The organism is Patulibacter sp. (genome assembly GCF_030655195.1).
Lineage (GTDB): Bacteria > Actinomycetota > Thermoleophilia > Solirubrobacterales > Solirubrobacteraceae > Patulibacter.
The window spans coordinates 1-17,530 of sequence record NZ_JAURWA010000198.1; the positions used below are offsets into that span (position 1 = coordinate 1).

The 17,530-nt window shown below is 74.7% G+C and carries 14 protein-coding genes; 3 read left to right on the plus strand and 11 right to left on the minus strand.

The annotated features are described in order from the left end of the window. Positions 1-39 precede the first annotated feature (39 nt). The 9 genes from Q7T67_RS21105 to dnaK form a co-directional block, all read right to left on the minus strand. Positions 40-1,416, minus strand: coding sequence for a DUF58 domain-containing protein (locus Q7T67_RS21105; RefSeq protein ID WP_304794760.1), 1,377 nt, complete (start codon positions 1,414-1,416; stop codon positions 40-42). Between the two features lie 28 nt (positions 1,417-1,444). Next, positions 1,445-2,380, minus strand: a complete 936-nt coding sequence (locus Q7T67_RS21110) for a MoxR family ATPase (protein ID WP_304794763.1) — start codon at positions 2,378-2,380, stop codon at positions 1,445-1,447. Beyond that, positions 2,377-3,471, minus strand: a complete 1,095-nt coding sequence (locus Q7T67_RS21115; protein WP_304794766.1) for a DUF4350 domain-containing protein — start codon at positions 3,469-3,471, stop codon at positions 2,377-2,379. The genes Q7T67_RS21110 and Q7T67_RS21115 overlap by 4 nt, the downstream gene beginning before the upstream one ends. After that, the gene (locus Q7T67_RS21120) at positions 3,468-4,298 is read right to left on the minus strand and encodes a hypothetical protein (protein ID WP_304794768.1); all 831 of its coding nucleotides are present in this window, start codon (positions 4,296-4,298) and stop codon (positions 3,468-3,470) included. Before Q7T67_RS21120 ends, Q7T67_RS21115 begins: the two co-directional genes overlap by 4 nt. A 7-nt stretch (positions 4,299-4,305) precedes the next feature. Continuing rightward, on the minus strand, positions 4,306-5,532 hold the full coding sequence (locus tag Q7T67_RS21125; RefSeq protein ID WP_304794771.1) for a hypothetical protein: 1,227 nt from the start codon (positions 5,530-5,532) through the stop codon (positions 4,306-4,308). Positions 5,533-5,610: 78 nt separating this feature from the next. Then, positions 5,611-6,186 carry a heat shock protein transcriptional repressor HspR gene (locus tag Q7T67_RS21130; RefSeq protein ID WP_304794773.1) on the minus strand — a complete coding sequence of 192 codons (576 nt, stop codon included), beginning with the start codon at positions 6,184-6,186 and terminating at the stop codon, positions 5,611-5,613. A 5-nt stretch (positions 6,187-6,191) separates the two neighbouring features. Continuing rightward, the gene (locus Q7T67_RS21135; RefSeq protein WP_304794777.1) at positions 6,192-7,319 is read right to left on the minus strand and encodes a J domain-containing protein; all 1,128 of its coding nucleotides are present in this window, start codon (positions 7,317-7,319) and stop codon (positions 6,192-6,194) included. A gap of 29 nt (positions 7,320-7,348) precedes the next feature. Next, the gene (grpE, locus tag Q7T67_RS21140) at positions 7,349-8,134 is read right to left on the minus strand and encodes a nucleotide exchange factor GrpE (RefSeq protein ID WP_304794780.1); all 786 of its coding nucleotides are present in this window, start codon (positions 8,132-8,134) and stop codon (positions 7,349-7,351) included. A 35-nt stretch (positions 8,135-8,169) separates the two neighbouring features. Beyond that, positions 8,170-10,074: a molecular chaperone DnaK gene (gene dnaK, locus Q7T67_RS21145; RefSeq protein WP_304794783.1), complete on the minus strand. Its 1,905-nt coding sequence runs from the start codon at positions 10,072-10,074 to the stop codon at positions 8,170-8,172. Positions 10,075-10,341: 267 nt separating this feature from the next. Between dnaK and Q7T67_RS21150 the strand changes: the two genes are divergently transcribed. Then, positions 10,342-10,566 (plus strand): hypothetical protein, encoded by a 225-nt coding sequence (locus Q7T67_RS21150; protein ID WP_304794786.1) that lies wholly within the window; start codon positions 10,342-10,344, stop codon positions 10,564-10,566. 87 nt (positions 10,567-10,653) lie between these two features. On the opposite strand, the gene Q7T67_RS21155 is transcribed toward Q7T67_RS21150, so the two are convergent. Both Q7T67_RS21155 and Q7T67_RS21160 read right to left on the minus strand, forming a co-directional pair. Then, positions 10,654-12,951, minus strand: a complete 2,298-nt coding sequence (locus Q7T67_RS21155) for a DUF4394 domain-containing protein (protein WP_304794788.1) — start codon at positions 12,949-12,951, stop codon at positions 10,654-10,656. 164 nt (positions 12,952-13,115) lie between these two features. Then, entirely contained in the window at positions 13,116-14,603 is a 1,488-nt protein-coding gene (locus tag Q7T67_RS21160; RefSeq protein ID WP_370695436.1) for an SDR family NAD(P)-dependent oxidoreductase, read from the minus strand. Between the two features lie 237 nt (positions 14,604-14,840). Here Q7T67_RS21160 and sfnG point away from each other — a divergent pair, with 237 nt between their 5' ends. Further along, on the plus strand, positions 14,841-16,007 hold the full coding sequence (sfnG, locus tag Q7T67_RS21165) for a dimethylsulfone monooxygenase SfnG (RefSeq protein ID WP_304794794.1): 1,167 nt from the start codon (positions 14,841-14,843) through the stop codon (positions 16,005-16,007). 58 nt (positions 16,008-16,065) lie between these two features. Next, on the plus strand, positions 16,066-17,292 hold the full coding sequence (locus Q7T67_RS21170; RefSeq protein WP_304794797.1) for an SfnB family sulfur acquisition oxidoreductase: 1,227 nt from the start codon (positions 16,066-16,068) through the stop codon (positions 17,290-17,292). Positions 17,293-17,530: the final 238 nt, after the last annotated feature.

Below are 17,530 nucleotides of genomic sequence, written 5' to 3' on the forward strand. Positions count from 1 at the left end.
AGCGTCGCGGCGCGGCCGGCCCGCCGGGCGGCCGGAGCCTCAGAGCACCCCGCGCCGCTTGGCCCGCAGGTAGGCGCGGACCGCGGCCGCGGGCAGCGCGTCGGGCGGGACGGAGAGGACCTGCGCCCCTCGGGCGGTCAGCCGGGCGGCGACCGCGTCGCGCTGGGCCCGGACGTCGACGGCGACGGCCTGGGCCAGCGCCCCGAGCTCGTCCTCCGGGGCGGTGCCGGCCAGCCGCCGCAGGCGCGGCTCCTCGATCGTGGCGACGCAGAGCGCGTGCCGGCGGGCCAGGAGCGGGGCCGCGGCCAGCAGCGGGGCGGCGGCCGCCTCGTCGAGCAGGTCGGTGAGCACGAGGACGAACGCCCGCCGCGTGCCGCCGACCGCCCGGAACGCGCGCTCGTGGTCGCTGTCGACGCGGGTCGGCTCGAGGTCGTGCAGGGCCCGGACGACGGCGTCCCCCGCACCGCGGCGCGGCTGCAGGTGGCGGCGGACGCGGTCGTCGTAGGCGATGGCGCCGACGTGGTCGTCCAGCGCGTCGGCGGTGGCGGACACCGCGGCGGCGGCGTCGAGCCACACGTCCAGCAGCCGCACCTCCGGTGGGACGGCGCCGAGCTCGGCCGCGCGCTCGCGGGCCTCGCGAGCACGGCGACGGACCTCGGGGGTCGGGAACCGCCAGGAGGGCCCGCCGAAGTCGGGGACCGCGCCGTCGTCGGCCCCCGGGTCGCGGTCCGCGGGGGCCGCGCCCAGGCGCCCCGTGTCGATCAGGACCACGACGTCGCGGTCCGCCTCGACGCGGCGCTGGTTGCTCATCGGCCGCCCCATCCGGGCGGTCGCGCGCCAGTTGACCTGCCGCACGTCGTCCTCGGGCGCGTAGTCGCGGACGTGGTCGAACTCCGTGCCGAGGCCGTACGGGCCGCGGTTGCGCAGCCCGGAGGCGGTGCGTCCGGTGCGCGCCGCCGCCGCGAGCGCGTGGGCGGTCCGGTAGTCGGGCAGCACCCGCAGCTGCACCTCGTCCGCCGCCCGGTGGTCCCAGCGGCCCAGGCCGAGCGGCCCGGTCCGGCGGGCGACGGGACGCGGCAGCAGGTGCCGACCGCGACGGGCCGCGGTCACGCGCGCGTCGAGCGTGCCGCGACCCTCGCCGCCCTGCACGTCGACGCCGGGCAGCCCGACGAGCCGCAGTCGCAGGCCGGGCTCCGGGGTCTCCGGCCGCACCCGCACCGGGACGGCCGCGCCGCGCGGGGCGATCCCGGGGGCGTCGGTGATCAGCGTCGGAGGCCGGCGTCGGGCGAGCAGCGCGTCGAGGACCGACGCGAGCACGATCAGGAGCGCGGCGAGCAGGGCGAGCCCCTCGGGCACCAGCACGGCCGCCACCGCGCAGGCGGCGAGCAGCACGGCGACCCGCGGCGACGGGCTCATCGCCCCACCCCGATGCGGCCCCGACCGCTCACCGGGAGGCCGGCACCGGGACCGTGGCCAGCGCGGCGGCGACGGCGTCGCGGTCGCGGGTGCCCTCGAGCTCGGCCTCGGGGCTGAGGACGAGGCGGTGGGCCAGGACGACCTCGGCCACCGCCCGGACGTCGTCGGGGGTGACGAAGTCGCGGCCGGCGATCCGGGCGGAGGCCTGCGCGGCCGCGAGCAGGTGCAGCCCGGCGCGGGGGCTGGCGCCCAGCTCGACGCTCGGCTGCGACCGCGTGGCGCGCACCACCGACACGACGTACTCGACGACGTCGGCGTGGACGAACGTGTCCTGCACGGTGCGCCGCGCCTCGGCCAGCGCGGCGGCGTCGACGACGGGCCGGACGTCCTGCAGCGCGGCGGGCCGCAGGCCGTCGCGGGCGGCCGAGACGATCTCGCGCTCCGCCGTCTCGTCGGGGTAGCCGACGCGCACCCGGAAGAGGAAGCGGTCCAGCTGCGCCTCGGGCAGCGGGTAGGTCCCCTCCTGCTCGATCGGGTTCTGCGTGGCGACGAGCAGGAACGGCACCGGCAGCGGATGGCGCTCCCCGTCGACGGTGACCGCACCCTCCTGCATCGCCTCCAGCAGCGCCGACTGGGTCTTCGGCGGCGTGCGGTTGATCTCGTCGGCGATCAGCACGTTCGTGAAGACCGGACCGGGACGGAAGACGAGCTCGTCGCCCCGCAGCGCCACCGTGCCGGTGACGTCGGAGGGCAGCATGTCCGGCGTCAGCTGGATGCGGGCGTCCTCGACGTCCAGCGCCCGGGCGAGCGCCGTCGCGGTCAGGGTCTTCGCCACGCCGGGCGGACCCTCCAGCAGCACGTGGCCGCCGAGGGTCGCGGCGGCGACGAGCAGGTCGACGGTGGCGTCGGCGCCGCGGACGACGCGGCCGACCTCCTCCCGCAGTGCGGTGACGATGTCGATCATCGGGTGTCTCCTTCCAGACGGGCGAGCGCCCGTCCCACGGCTTGCAGATCGGTGGTGCGGCCGGGACCGTCGTCCCCGCCGGCGAGGGCGGCGGCGTCCGCCTCGGTCAGTCCCGCGCGGAGCCCCGCGGCCCGGACCTCGTCGGGACCGGCGTCGGGCGCCAGGCCGACCCGGCGCGCCAGGACGGTCCGCCCCCGCGCGCGCAGGCGGGTGGTCGCGGTCGTGCGGTCCGACGTCCGGGCGAGCACCGCGGCGAGCGCGTCGACGTAGCCCGACCGGCCGGGGGTGGGGTCCTCGTCGGGCAGCACCGCCGGGCCGAGGCGCCGGCCGTGGGACACGAGCGCCGCGGCGGCCGCGAGCGCGAGCAGCAGGACGACGACGACCGCCCGGGGTGGCAGACCACCGGTCGACGCGCCGTCGCGCGGCCGCAGCGCGACGACGCGACCGCGGCCGGTCACCGCGACGGCGAACGCGGCGTTGTCGGCCCGCACGATGCCGCGGTTGTCGACGACGCCCCGGTCCGGGATCACGACGACCCGGCCGCGGCCGACCCGCAGCTCCCCCGCGACGACGCGGTCCTCCGGCGCCCGGGCCTCGAGCACCAGCAGGGCGCGGAGGTCCCGCGGCGGCGTCGCCCAGACGGGGCCGGAGCGCGCGACGCGGTCGGTCGCGGTGGTCTCGGGGGCCCGCGTCGCGGGGACCGCGGTGCCGGGCGGGCCGCTCAGCGTGGGCACCGGCTCGCCCAGGGCGCGCAGGAGTCGGCGTGCGTCGCTCCCGGCGGCCACCACCCGCGCGCCGCGCCGGACCTCCCGGGCGACCCGCCGGGCGCTCGAGCCGTCCAGCAGCGACTCCGCGAAGAGGTACGTCGTGCCCGGCAGCAGCCGCAGGTCGGACGGGTCGACGTCGCGGAGCCGGAGCCCCACGCCCTCGTGGTCCAGGACCGCCGCCCAGCCGCCGATGCCCGACGGCGCGCCGCTGCGCCATCCGCCCGACGGCTCGACGGACGGCTCGTCCTCCCCGCCCAGCTGCCCGAGCACGAAGATCACGAGCACGACGAGCCCGACGGCCCCGGCGACGATCCGGCCCTTCACCGTGGGTCCCCGTCGGCGGGTGGCTCGTCGGTGGGTCGTCCGTCGGCGGGGCGTCCGTCGGCGGGACGTCCGTCGGCGGGGCGTCCGTCGGTGGGATCGCCGGCGCCCGAGCGCGCCGCGGCCGCAGGCTCCCGCAGCACGGCCCGCCAGCCCTCGCGGGCGCCGCGACTGGCCTCGGGGCCGACCGGACCGGGACCGTAGGCCGCCCGGTCGTGGTCGACCGCCAGTGCCCGGACCCGCGGGTCGCCCGACGCCCGGGCGACCTCGCCGGCCGTCGCGGTCGCGGCCGCCGTGACGGGGACTCCCGCGGTCGCGGCCCCGCCCGCCCCGGTCCTCGACCGTCCGCCGAGCCGCCGCGCGCCGGCGCGGAACCACAGGACGACCGCCGCGCGGTGCTCGCCCTCCTGCTCCGCCCGGAGCGCCAGGCGCTCGAGGTCGTCCGGCCCGCCGGCGCCGGCCGGCGCGTCCGTCCCGGCCCGGCGCCGACGTCGGGGGCCGCGGCGGTAGAGCGCCACGCCGACGACGACGGCCACCCCGATCAGCACGACGAGCAGGACCCGCCAGACGACGCCCCCGATGCCCAGGAGCGACACGTCGAGGTCGACGTCGTCCCGGTCCGCCTCGCGCAGCGCGTCGCGGGCGACGGTCCGCAGCTCCTCCGCCTTCGCGCGGTCGCGCGGGCCGGACGCCGGGACGGTCTGCGCCGCGTCCGGGGCCTGCGCGATCGCCCGCGGCACCACGCCGACGCCGGCCGGGGTCGCCCCGAGGACCGCGAGCGCGATCGTCAGGAGGACCGCGACCAGCAGCGGGCGCGGCGGCCGGCGCACGGGTGACTCAGCCCGCGGGCGGCTCGTCGCCGCCGCGACCCCAGCGCCGCTCGGCCTCGGACGGCTCGTCCGGGGCCGGCAGCCCGCCCACCCCGTCGCGCGGACCGCCGTCGGTCGATCCGGCACCGGCGGCGAACCCGCCGAGCCCGGGCGCCGACGACCCCGCGGTGCCCGGGCCCTCCGAGGCGGAGGACCGGCCGTCGGACCCGTCCAGCGGCGCCTCGCTCGCGTCCCACCGGCGCACGCCGGGCTCGGGCGCCGGCGGCGCGAGGTCCGGGGCACCGGCGCCACCGGCCTGCATCTGCTGGGCCGCCTGCCACAGCTCGGCGGTGTCGCGGCCCGACAGCGTGCGGTAGGCGACCGCCAGGGGCGCGATGTAGCCCGCGGTGAAGACCACGCTGAAGACCGTCGAGAAGAGCACGTAGGGCACGACCGCCGCGACGCCGACCGCGTCGCCCAGGGACGCCGCGCCGACCACGAGCAGCTGGAGCACGAACGAGACGACGAAGTAGACGACCGACACGACGATCGTGACGAGCACCAGCACGCCGAACAGCGACCAGAACCGGCCCTTCGACAGCGTCCAGGCGCGTCGGAACGACCCGAGGCCCGTGTGCTCGCTGAGGTGCGCGAACGGCCACAGGAAGACCCGCACGGACGCCCAGACGAGGACGACCAGGCCGGCCAGGCCGACCAGCACGGCCAGTGCGCCGGCCGCGACGGCGACGAGCGCCACGACCGCGACGACGGCCAGCACCGCGACCGTGGCCAGCAGGTAGAAGACGATCCCGATCCCGAAGAGCTTCGGCGTCTCGCGCAGCGCGTCGCGCATCGCGGGCCGGAGCTTCAGGTGCTCCTTGCCCTCCAGCGCGCGGTCGGCCCCGCGGACGACGGAGATCACCGACGCGAGGAAGAACCACAGGTAGACGATCGCCCCGACGAAGATCAGGATCCCGAGGGTGACGGCCTGCCCGTCCGTGAAGTCCGAGACCTCGCGGGTCCGCAGCTCGCTGTCGCCGAGGAACGTCGACTCGCGCACGACCTCGCGGGTCGTCGCCACGTCGCCGATGAGCAGCAGGCCGACGAGCACGAGCACGCCGGCCGCCAGCAGCGGGACGATCTGCAGGACGAGCTGCGGCAGCAGCAGCGCCCGTGGATGACGACGCAACAGGGCGAACCCGCGGTCCAGCGTGATGCCGACCGGTAGGGGTGACTGCTGCTCTGCGGTGCTCACGACGGGGACCTCCACACGGGTTGGCCCGCCGCACCCTAGTGGAGCGACCGGCCCACGGCGAGGCCTCCGCGCCCGCCGTCAGTCCTCGTCGTCGCCGACCTCGTGGACGTCGGCCATCTCGACCGGGGGCGGCCGGAACTGGACCAGGGCCGTGGTGCGCGTGCCGGTGTAGGGCACCAGCTCGTTGCGCTGGCGCAGCTTGTCGATCTCGGTCTGCATCTCGGCGCGGAGGGTGTCGCGCATCTCGACCGTCTCGCGCTGCAGCTGGACGAGCCGCTCGGCGGCCTGGGCGTAGCGCCGCTTCTCGCGCTCCAGCTCGACCTCGAGCGCGAGGACCCGCTCGACCCCGGCCAGGTTCAGGCCCAGGTCGTTGGTCATCTGCTGGATCCGGCGCAGCCGCTCGACGTCGCTGTGGCTGTAGAGCCGGGTGCCCTTGGGGGAGCGCTTGGGCTCGATCAGGCCGCGCTGCTCGTACATGCGGAGCGTCTGGGGGTGCATTTCCGCGAGCTCCGCGGCGACGGAGATCATGAACACGCCGCGGTCGGCGTCGACCTCGATCGTCGTCGACGTCGAGACGCGCACGGCGGAGCCGGGCCTGGCGCCCCCGCGGGACTTCGCCGGGCGGCCGGCGCGGTCGTCGCTGTCCTGGCCCACCGGGATCACTCCTCCGCGAACAGCCGGTCGCGGGAGGCGGACGGGAACAGCGCGCCGAACTGCTCCGCGGCGTCGCGCTGCTCGTCGGTGGACGGCTGGGGCACCTCGATGACGAAGCGGTAGCGGATGTCCCCGCGCCCGCCGCCGCCGAGCCGCGGCGGGCCCTCGCCACGCAGCCGCTGCAGGGTGCCGTGCTTCGTGCCCGGCGCCACGCGCAGGCGCTTGCGCCCGTCGAGCGTCGGGACCTCGACGTCGGCGCCCTGGACCGCCTCGGCGATCGAGAGCGGGACCGTGACCTCGACGTCGTCGCCGTGGCGCTCGAAGATCTCGGACGCCGGCACGTGCGTGATCACGAAGAGGTCGCCGGGCGGCCCGCCGTTGCGGCCCGCCTGCCCCTTGCCGGCCAGGCGGACCCGCGAGCCCTCCTTGACGCCCGGGGGCACGTTGACGCGGTAGCGCTTGGTCGTGTGGACCGCGCCCTCGCCCGCGCACGTGGGGCAGGGGTCCTCGATGATCGTGCCCGCGCCGTGGCAGCGGGAGCAGGGCTGGCTGATCGAGAAGAGGCCCTGGCCCTGCGACTCGACGCCCCGGCCCTGGCACCGCGGGCACACGATCGGGCTCGTGCCCGGCTTGGCGCCGGTGCCCGAGCAGGTGCCGCACGGCGAGGCCGTCCGGACGCTGAGCGGGACCTGCGCACCGTCGATCGCCTGCCGGAACGACAGCGTCACCTCGGCCTCGACGTCGCGGCCGCGCTGCTGCGCGGAGCCTGGGCGCCCGCCGGTGCCGGTGCGGCTCTGGCGGCCGGTCCGGCCGCCGAAGACGTTGCCCAGCAGGTCGCCGATGCCCGAGTCGCCGAAGTCGAAGCCGGCACCGCCGGTCGAGAACGCGCCGCCGAGGCCGCCGAAGGCCCGCGCCTTGTCGTACTCCTTGCGCTTCTCGGGGTCCGAGAGGATGTCGTGCGCGGCCGAGACCTGCTTGAAGCGCTCCTCCGCCGCGGTGTCGCCCGGGTTCTTGTCCGGGTGGTACTCGCGGGCGAGCTTGCGGTACGCCTTCTTGATCGCGGCGTCGTCGGCCTTCTTGTCGACCCCGAGGACCGCGTAGAGGTCGGGTCCGTTGTCCTGTCGCGTCGACATTCAGCTTCGATTCGTTCCCGGGCGGCGGGTCACCCCGCCACCACGACCTTCGCGGCCCGGAGGACGTCGTCGCCCCGCCGGTACCCCGCCTGGTAGACCGCCAGGATCGTGCCCGACGGGGTGCCCTCGGGCGCCGGCTGCTGCGTCAGCGCCTCGTGCGAGAACGGGTCGAACTGCTCCCCGGTCGGGTCGTACGCCTCGATCCCGGCCTGCGAGAGCGCGGCGTGGATCTCGCGGTGCACGATCCGCAGACCCTCGACCAGCTGCGCGTCGCCGCCGCCGGCCTCGCCGGGCTCGGCGTCGACGTGGGCCAGCGCGCGGTCGAGGTTGTCGAGCGCGGGCAGCAGCTCCTTCGCCAGACGGGCGATGCCGCGGGCCTCGCCCGCCGCGGCGTCGCGGCGGGCGCGCTTGCGCACGTTGTCGAGCTCGGCCACGGACCGCACGTAGCGGTCCTTCCAGTCGGGCTCCTCCGGGGTCGGCTCGGCCGCCCCGGGGTCCTCCGCGGGGGCACCGTCGTCCTCGCCGGCCTCCGCGGAGGCCGCGGGGTCCTCGGGGTCGCCCTCGCCGTCCTCCGCCTCGGGCGTCCGCGGGTCCGCGGACGGTCCCGCGGTCCCGGCGGCACCGTCGAGGGCGTCGCCGTCCATGTCCCCGGGCGTCGACCCGTCGTCCGGGGCGTTCCCGCCACCGCCGGGGACGCCGTCGGCGGGGATCGGACGGTCCCCGACGCCCCCCGGGCCCGTCCCGCTCGGGGCGGGCTTCGGGCCGTCGGGGGCCGTCCGGGCGTCCGGCTTGGGGTCGTGCGGCTGCTCGCTCATGGCGTGCTCCTCGATCGGGCTGCGGACGGTGCGGACTACCGCTCGTCCACGACCTCGGCGTCGACGACGTCCTCCTCGTCGTCGGCCGCGCCGTCCGCGGGACCGGACGACCCGTCGGCCGCGCCGCCGCCGTTCTCGGCCTGCGCCCGCTGGTAGAGCTGCTCGGAGACCTTGTGGAAGGCCTGCTCGAGCGCCTCGCGCTTGGCGTTGATCGCCTCGGCGTCGTCGCCCTCGAGCGCGGTGCGCACGGCGGCGATGGCCTCCTCGATCTCCTTGCGCGAGGTCTCGTCGACCTGCTCGCCGAGGTCCGAGAGCTGCTTCTCGGCCTGGTAGGCGCCCTGCTCGGCGACGTTGCGGGCCTCGGCCAGCTCACGCGCCTTCTTGTCGGCCTCGGCGTTGGCCTCGGCGTCGGAGACCATCGACTGGATCTCCTCGTCGGAGAGCCCGCCGCCGGCCTTGATCTCGATCTTCTGCTCCTTGCCGGTCCCCAGGTCCTTCGCGGAGACGTTCAGGATGCCGTTGGCGTCGATGTCGAACGTGACCTCGACCTGCGGCACGCCGCGGGGCGCCGGCGGGATGCCCGTCAGCTGGAACTTGCCGAGCGACTTGTTGTAGCTCGCCATCTCGCGCTCGCCCTGCAGCACGTGGATCTCGACGGACGGCTGGTTGTCGTCGGCCGTCGAGAAGATCTCGCTCTTGCGGGTCGGGATCGTGGTGTTGCGCTCGATGAGCTTCGTCATCACGCCGCCCTTGGTCTCGATGCCGACCGTGAGGGGGGTGACGTCGAGCAGGAGGACGTCCTTGACGTCGCCCGAGAGGACGCCCGCCTGGACGGCCGCGCCGACGGCGACGACCTCGTCGGGGTTGACGCCGCGGTGCGGCTCCTTGCCCGTGAGCTCCTTGACCTTCTCCTGCACGGCCGGCATGCGGGTCATGCCGCCGACGAGCACGATGTGGTCGATGTTGGCGGCGCCCTTGTCCTTGGCGTCGTCCATCGCCTGGCGGACCGGGGCGATCAGGCGGTCCAGCAGCGGGCCGGCGAGCTCGGTCATCTTGGCGCGCGTCAGGCGCACGTCGAGGTGCTTCGGACCCGAGGCGTCCGCCGTGATGAACGGCAGGTTGATCTGCGTCTCCTGGGCGGAGGACAGCTCGATCTTCGCCTTCTCCGCGGCCTCGAACAGCCGCTGCAGGGCCATCGGGTCGTTCTTCAGGTCGATGCCCTGGTCCTTCTTGAACTCGCCCGCGAGCCAGTCGACGATCGTCTTGTCGAAGTTGTCGCCGCCGAGGTGGTTGTCACCCGCGGTCGACTTGACCTCGAAGACGCCGTCGCCGATCTCGAGCACGGACACGTCGAACGTGCCGCCGCCGAGGTCGAAGACGAGGATCGTCTGGTCCGACTCCTTGTCGAGCCCGTAGGCCAGCGACGCGGCGGTCGGCTCGTTGATGATGCGCTTGACGTCGAGGCCGGCGATCTTGCCGGCGTCCTTCGTCGCCTGCCGCTGGTCGTCGTTGAAGTACGCGGGGACCGTGATGACGGCGCCGTCGACGGTCTCGCCCAGGTACGCCTCGGCGTCGGCCTTGAGCTTGGCCAGCGTGATCGCGGAGACCTCCGGCGGGCTGTACTGCTTGCCCTCGGCCTCGATGCGCGCGTCGCCGTTGGAGCCCGCGACGACCTTGTACGGGACCATCGACTCCTCCTCGCGCACCTCACCCTCCTTGCGGCCCATGAAGCGCTTGACGGAGGAGATGGTGTTCGTCGGGTTCGTGACGGCCTGGCGCTTGGCCACGGCACCCACGAGCCGCTCGCCCTTGGCGAAGGCGACGACGGACGGCGTGGTGCGGCCGCCCTCGGAGTTCTCGATGACGGTCGGCTCGCCGCCCTCGAGGACGGCCATGCACGAGTTGGTCGTGCCCAGGTCGATGCCGATGATCTTGCCCATGTGCGTTCTGCTCCCAGCCGAGACTGCGTGAAATCTGAGTGGGAGTATGGCAGATCTTCGGCGGTCGTCCACCATAGGACTGGACATCGCCGCGGGAGTCGGGGCGACGATCCCGGGAACGCCTGCAAATACGCCACACACTCTGCCCGGATCCGCCCCCGCGGGTCCGCGCACATCTCAGTGGCGCACTCGCAGATCCGTGTGCCACGGGCGTCGGGGCCGGCCGTTCCCCGGGAGGGGATGGGCGGGATCGAACAAGAGCAACCCTTGCCCCATGAACGCGAGCGCGAGCGGCGCGATCAGGCGTTCGCCCTGTCGCACCGCGGCATCCGCGTCCTCCTGCTGGTGTCCGTGATCCTGGCGTCGGCCGTCCTGCCCGTCGACCTCGAGCGCGACCACGTCATCGCCGGCCTCTTCGCGGTCTTCCTCCTGCAGTTGGCCGCGCCGTCGCTCGTCCTGGCGACGACGAGCCGGCTGCCCGACCGGGACTGACGGCCGGACGCGGGTGAGGCCGGGACCCACCGGAACGACCGAGGGCGCCCGGCGGGGCGCCCTCGGGGTGCTCGGCGTCCCCCTGGACTAGCGGGTCTTCACGCTGAACGTCGACGCGCGACGCGGCAGCACGAACGCGGTGCCGTTGAACTTCACGGCGAACGACAGCTTGCTGCGGCCGGCGAAGCGGCGCGTGCTCGAGAACGTCACGGACGAGCTGAACGTGCAGTTCGACTTCAGGGTCACGCGGCGCGTCGAGATCGTGCGCTTGCCGGCGCGGACCTGGATGCTGACCGTGCCCTTGGCGCAGAACTTCCGCTTCTCCGCGGACGTGTACGTCCTGCGGAAGCTCAGCGAACCCGTCGTCGTGAACTTCCGGCCCTTGCGCTTGGCCTTCGCGTTGACCTTGCGCAGGTTGATGCGCGCGGCCGCCGTGGGGGTGGTCGGCGTGGCGGGCGTCGTCGGCGTCGTCGGGGTGGTGCCCGGGTTGGTGCCGGTGCCACCGCCGCCGGTGTTCGGCGGGGTCACGACCACCGGCGGGGTGCGGTCCTTCGACGCCGGCGGGACGTCCCCGAGCGCGAGGCTCGTGGGCACGACCGGCGTCGGCGTCGTGGGGAACGTGCCCTTGAGCGTGGCGGCGCCGGTGCTCAGGTCGATCGCGTAGATGCCGGCCTTCGCGGTGTCGGCCGCGAGCGCCTTGGCGTTCAGGATCGCGATGCCGGTGCCGGAGGCCACCGCGTTGGACGTCGCGACGCGCACGCCCGGTGTGATGTCGAAGCCCTTGACGGAGTCGATCAGGATCGAGGCACCGTTCACGGTGATCTTCTTGGCGAGCGTCTGCGTCCCCGCGTTCGGCGGGTTCTGCACCTGCAGCTGGGCCTGCGCGGGGTTGATGCCGTACTGCGTCGTCACACCACCGGTCAGCGACTGGCCGAACGCGTTGGTGTAGGCGGTGCCCCCGACCTCGCTGCCGGCAGGGTTCTGCGTCCCGTCGGGCTGGGCGCCCGCGGCGCCGACGGTGGGCGGGTTCGCGGCGGCGTTGTCGGGATCCGTGTCGACGGCGACCGAGCCGGTGGCCGTCGGGTTCAGCCGGAAGTTCAGGCCGCTCGTGGTGACGACGCGCACCCGGTCGACGGTCGGGTTGACGTCGATGTCGTAGCCGGAGGGCGGCAGGTCGACCGTGGCGCCGGCGGCCGTGCGGAAGGCGACGGACCCGGGCGTCCCGATCACCGTGGCCGCCCCGGTCTGCGGGTCGAGGCGGTAGAGCGAGCCGGTGTCCGACACGTCGTTGACGGCCAGCAGGAGGAGCTGTCCGTTCTGCGCCCGGTAGTCGATCGCCACCGGCGTCTCCGTCGGGGACAGGCCCGTGATCGACTGGGGCACGCCGCCCAGCGGGTCTGCGGTGTTGAAGCGGTAAAAGTTGCCGACGCCGCTGGTGAGCGCGACGGAGGGCAGGCCACCGACCGTGGTCTCCTGTTGGATCGCGAGACCCGCGACCTTCGTTCCGCCGTTGCCGATGGCGCCGACGGGCACCGCGGCGCCCGTGTTGAGGTCCAGGAGGGAGAGCGTCGCCCCGGCGGTCGTGTTCGTGGCCACGAACCCGGCCGAGCCGGCCGGCAGCGAGCCGTCGGCGGCCGCGTTGATCCCGGGGCTGATGTCGAAGCCCCCGACGGCGTCGAAGTCGACGCCGGATCCGCTCAACGTGACCGGCTTCCCGGCGGTCTGCGTGCCTGCGTTGGCGGGGTTCTGGACGTAGAGCGTGTTGTCGGCGCCGCTGAGCGTGAACAGCTTCGTCACGGTCGCGTTCTGCTCGTTGTTCGTGTAGGCGGCCCCGTCGACCTTGACCGAGGTCGGGTTGATGGCGGGGTCGGGCTGGACCCCCGGGGTGCCGGCGTCGCCGTCGACGAGCGCACCGTCGTTCGGGTTCAGTCGTCCGTTGTAGCCCGCGTCGCTGACCACGCGGACGCGGTCGACGGTCGGGTTGAAGTCGAAGCCCCAGCTCGTCGTCGCCGTCGGCGTGCCGCCGACGGGGATCGGGTCGCCCAGGGCCGAGGCGAGGCCGGTGCGGACGCTGATCGCGTAGAGCTGGATCGTGCTGCTGGCCGGCGTCGTGGTGTTGAACGCGTAGCCCAGGCCGTAGAGGTAGCCGTTCTGCGGGCGGAAGTCGATGCCGACGAGCTTGTCGTTGGTCGCCAGACCGGTGACGGCGACGGGGGCGGCCGCCTCGGCCGGGAAGCCGGTCTCGAACGTCGAGATCTTGTTGTCCGTCGTCAGGACGACGGCGCTGCTGTTCGCCGCGGAGGCGGCGGATGGGACGGCGAGGCCGGCGAGGATGCCGCCGGCGAGGGCCGCGCGGCGGAGTGATGCTGCTGTGGGACGAGGCATGAGCGACCAGCCTCCACGTCGTCGTGAACGGTGTCAACACGGGCGTCGGTGTGCTAGTGCGCCCATCCGACCTCGGGGGGCGGGGCCGACATCGGCCACGTCGACGGCGCTCCCGGCCGTGGGGGTCGTGCCGTCGCCGCCGGAGGCGGCCACGATCGGTCCGCCTACCAGGGCGCCTTGTCGTAGTCCTTGAGGAAGCAGCCGTGGACGTCCTCGCCGGCCTCGCCCCGGACGATCGGGTCGTAGACGCGCGCGGCGCCGTCGACGAGGTCCAGCGGGGCGTGGAAGCCGATGTCGGCCAGGCGCATCTTCTGCGGGTGCGGGCGCTCGTCCGTGATCCAGCCGGTGTCCACGGCGGTCATGAGGATGCCGTCCTGCTCGAGCATCTCGCGGGCGCTCGTGCGGGTGAGCATGTTCAGCGCGGCCTTGGCCATGTTCGTGTGCGGGTGCCCGGCGCCCTTGTACCAGCGGCCGCCGAACTGCCCCTCCATGGCGGAGACGTTCACCACGTAGGTGCGGCGGGCCGGCGACGCGGCGAGCGCCGCACGCAGGCGGGTGATGAGGATGAACGGCGCCGTGGCGTTGCAGAGCTGGACCTCGAGCATCTCCATCGCGTCGACCTCGCCGACGTTCTGGACCCAGCTGTTGGTGTCGTGCAGGTCGGGGACGAGGCCGCCGGCGTCGATCGCGGTGCCGGCCGTGATCCTGGCCGGCGTCGCGGAGCGGGCCTCCAGCGCCATCGACGAGACCAGCGCGGGCGTCGGGGTCCAGTGGTCGCCGGTGGACTCGGCCAGGGTCGTGGGGCGGACGTCGCCCGGGCGGCCGAGGGTCATGACGTGCGGCATCCGCCCGCCGGGGAGCGCCGCGGCCTCCGCCTCGGCGAGCAGCGCGTAGGACTCGGGCGAGCGCCGCACGGTCTGCGCCGCGTTGTTGATGAGGATGTCCAGGGGGCCGCGGGCCGCGACCTCGTCGGCCAGCGTCGTCACCTGGGTGGGGTCGCGCAGGTCGATGCCGACGATCCGCAGGCGGTCGATCCAGTCCGCGCTGTCGGGCATCGCGGTGAAGCGCCGGACGGCGTCGCGCGGGAAGCGCGTGGTGATCGTCAGGTCGGCCCCGTCGCGCAGCAGCCGCAGCGCGATGTACATCCCGATCTTCGCGCGGCCGCCGGTCAGGAGCGCGCGCTTGCCGGTGAGGTCCGTGCGGGCGTCGCGGCGGGCGTGGTTCTTCGCCGCGCAGGGCGGGCAGAGCTGGTGGTAGAACGCGTCGACCTCCCGGTAGCCCTGCTTGCAGACGTAGCAGGCGCGGTCCTCCAGGAGGACGCCCGCGATCGCGCCCCTGGCCTCGGAGACGAGCTCCAGGCCCTGGGTCTCGTCGTCGATCCGGCCGGGCGCGCCGGTGGCGGTCAGGTTCGTGATCGCCTCGTCGTGGGCGACGATCGCGGCGCGACGCTCGGAGCGCCGGCGCCGGCGGACGGTCTTGTAGATCTTCGACGTGGCGCGCTGGATCGCCAGCGCGTCCTCGTGGTCCTCGCCGAGCGCCTCGGCCTGGGCGAGCACCCGCAGGCAGATCGCGAGCTCCTCGGGATCGATCGCCGCCAGGGGGTCGACGGCGGTCGTCGCCGGCACGTCCTCGTCCTCGATCTCCTGCGTCATCGTCGCGCCCGTCATCCCGCCGTCGTCGTCCTCGGTCCGTCGCCCCGCACGCGCGGGGCGACCTACGAGGGTACGGATGCGCGGCCCGGCGACCCCGGCCGCCCCGGGGCGCCGGTGGGCCGCGACGACACGCCGACCGACCGGTCCGCGAGGTCCGACGCGCCAATTTATCTAAACCAGACCAGCAATAGGATAATTTCAGGGACCCCCTCGCACCGACCCGCTCCAGGAGTCCGCATGCCGTCCGCCCCGTCCTCGCCCATCGATCCGCTCCGCTTCGCCTACTGGGTGCCGAACGTCTCCGGTGGCCTCGTGATCTCGAAGATCGAGCAGCGCACCTCGCACGAGTACGACTACAACAAGCAGCTCGCGGTCACGGCCGAGCGCGCCGGCTTCGACTACGCCCTGTCGCAGGTCCGCTACACCGCCAGCTACGGCGCCGAGAAGCAGCAGGAGTCCACGAGCTTCAGCCTCGCGCTGGGCCTCGCCACCGAGCGGCTGAAGATCATCGCCGCGGTCCACCCCGGCCTCTGGCAGCCCGCGGTGCTGGCCAAGCTCGTCGCGACCGCCGACAACATCACGAACGGCCGCTTCGCGGTCAACGTCGTCTCGGGCTGGTTCAAGGACGAGTTCACCGCGATCGGCGAGCCGTGGCTCGAGCACGACGAGCGCTACCGCCGCTCCGCCGAGTTCATCCAGGCGCTGCGCGAGATCTGGACGAAGGACGAGGCCAACCTGGCCGGCGACTTCTACCGCCTGCGCGACTACAACCAGCAGCCCAAGCCCCACGCCGTCGAGGGCCGCCCGCACCCGGAGATCTTCCAGGGCGGCAACTCGAGCGCCGCCCGCGAGAACGGCGGCCGCTACGCCGACTGGTACTTCTCCAACGGCAAGGACTTCGACGGCGTCTCGGAGCAGATCGCCGACCTCCGCCGCATCGCCGACGACGCCGGACGCACCGACGGCCCGCGGTTCGGCCTCAACGGCTTCGTCATCGTCCGCGACTCCGAGAAGGAGGCCAGGGACACGCTGCGCGAGATCGTCGAGAAGGCCGACCGCCCGGCCGTCGAGGGCTTCGGCGGAGCCGTCACCCAGGCCGGCGCGTCGACGGGCGACAGGAAGGGCATGTGGGCGGACTCGAAGTTCGAGGACCTCGTGCAGTACAACGACGGCTTCAAGACCCAGCTGATCGGCACCGCGGAGCAGGTCGCGGAGCGGATCGTGGCCTACAAGAAGCTGGGCGTGAACCTCAACCTCTGCGCGTTCCTGCACTTCCAGGAGGAGGTCGAGGCGTTCGGCAAGGACGTGCTGCCGATCGTCCGCGAGCTCGAGGTCGAGGCCGGCCTGGACCCCGCCGCGGTGCCCGACCCGCTCGAGGGCCTGACGGTCCCGACCGCGGCCTGAGCCCGACCCGGAGCCCGGCCCGCCGGGCAGGGCTCCCCGACCCGACAGACTGGACCCGATGAGCGCCACCGAGGCCCCGACCGTCCCCGTCCTGCGCTCCGACGACGAGGCGGTCGCCGCGGCCGCCGCGCTGGCGGACGCGCTGCGCCCCGGCGCGATCGACCGCGATCGCGCCGGGGGCGCGCCGCGGGAGGCGCTCGCGGCGCTGGACCGCACCGGCCTGATCGGGATCACGGTCCCGCGGGAGCACGGCGGCGCCGAGGTCTCGCACGTGACCCTCGCGGAGGTGATCCGCCTGATCGCCGCCGCGGACCCGGCGATCGCGCAGGGCCCGCAGGGGCACTTCCTCTTCGTCGACGTCCTGCGGCAGCTCGGGACGGCCGACCAGCAGGCGCGCGTCTTCGCCGACGTCCTCGCGGGCCGGCGGCTGGGCAACGCGCTGGCCGAGCGGGGCACGAAGCACGCGATGGCGCTCGGGACGACGCTGACCCGGGGTGGGGCGGCCGGCGACGACGGACCGCCCGTCCTGAACGGCACGAAGTACTACTGCACCGGCGCGGCGACCTCGCACCGGATCGCCGTCTCCGCCGTCGACGAGGCCGGCGACGTCGTCGTCGCGTTCGTCCTGCGCGACGGCCCGGGCGTGCGCGTGGAGGAGGACTGGAACGCGATGGGCCAGCGGGCCACCGCCAGCGGCACGACGACCCTGGAGGACGCCCCGATCGAGGACGGTCTGCTGCTGCCGTACGGCACCGCCTACGCGGGCCCGCAGCTGCTCGGCGCCCGCGCCCAGCTCGTCCACGCGGCGATCGAGGTGGGGATCGCCGGCGGGGCGTTCGCCGACACCGTGACGTTCGTGCGCGAGAAGAGCCGGCCCTACTTCGAGGCCGCGGGCGCCGGCTACGAGCGGGCGAGCGACGACCCGCACGTGCTGCACCGGACGGGCGAGCTGTCCGCGCGGCTGCACGCCGCGGAGGGGCTGCTGGAGCGCGCGGGTCGCGTGCTCGACGGCCTCCCCCACGTCCCCGCCACGCGGGAACAGGCGGCGGAGGGCTCGCTCGCCGTCGCCGAGGCGAAGGCCTTCGGCTCCGAGGCCGCGGTCGCGATCGCCAACGAGCTCTTCGCGCTCACCGGCGCGAGCGCCACGGACGACAAGTACGACCTGCACCGCCACTGGCGCAACGCGCGCACCCACTCCGTGCACGACCCGATCCGCTGGAAGTACCACCACGTCGGTGCGGGCGTCCTCAACGACGCGGTGCCGCCGAACCACGGGCAGATCTAGCGCGCGGCCGGGCGGGCCCCGTCGACGGGGAGCGGGGCGGGCGGCCCGGTGGCCCGCCGTGAGAACCGCGTGAGGGACCGTGGAGGTCTCGCCGGACCCGCGCCTACGATGCGTCGCATGAACAGCTCGCAGACGCCCTCCCGTCGCCCGCTCCGCACCGTCGGAGCGCTCGCGATCACCGTGGCGCTCGCCGCCGCCGGCACCGGCTGCGGCGGCTCCGACGACGAGCCGACCACGT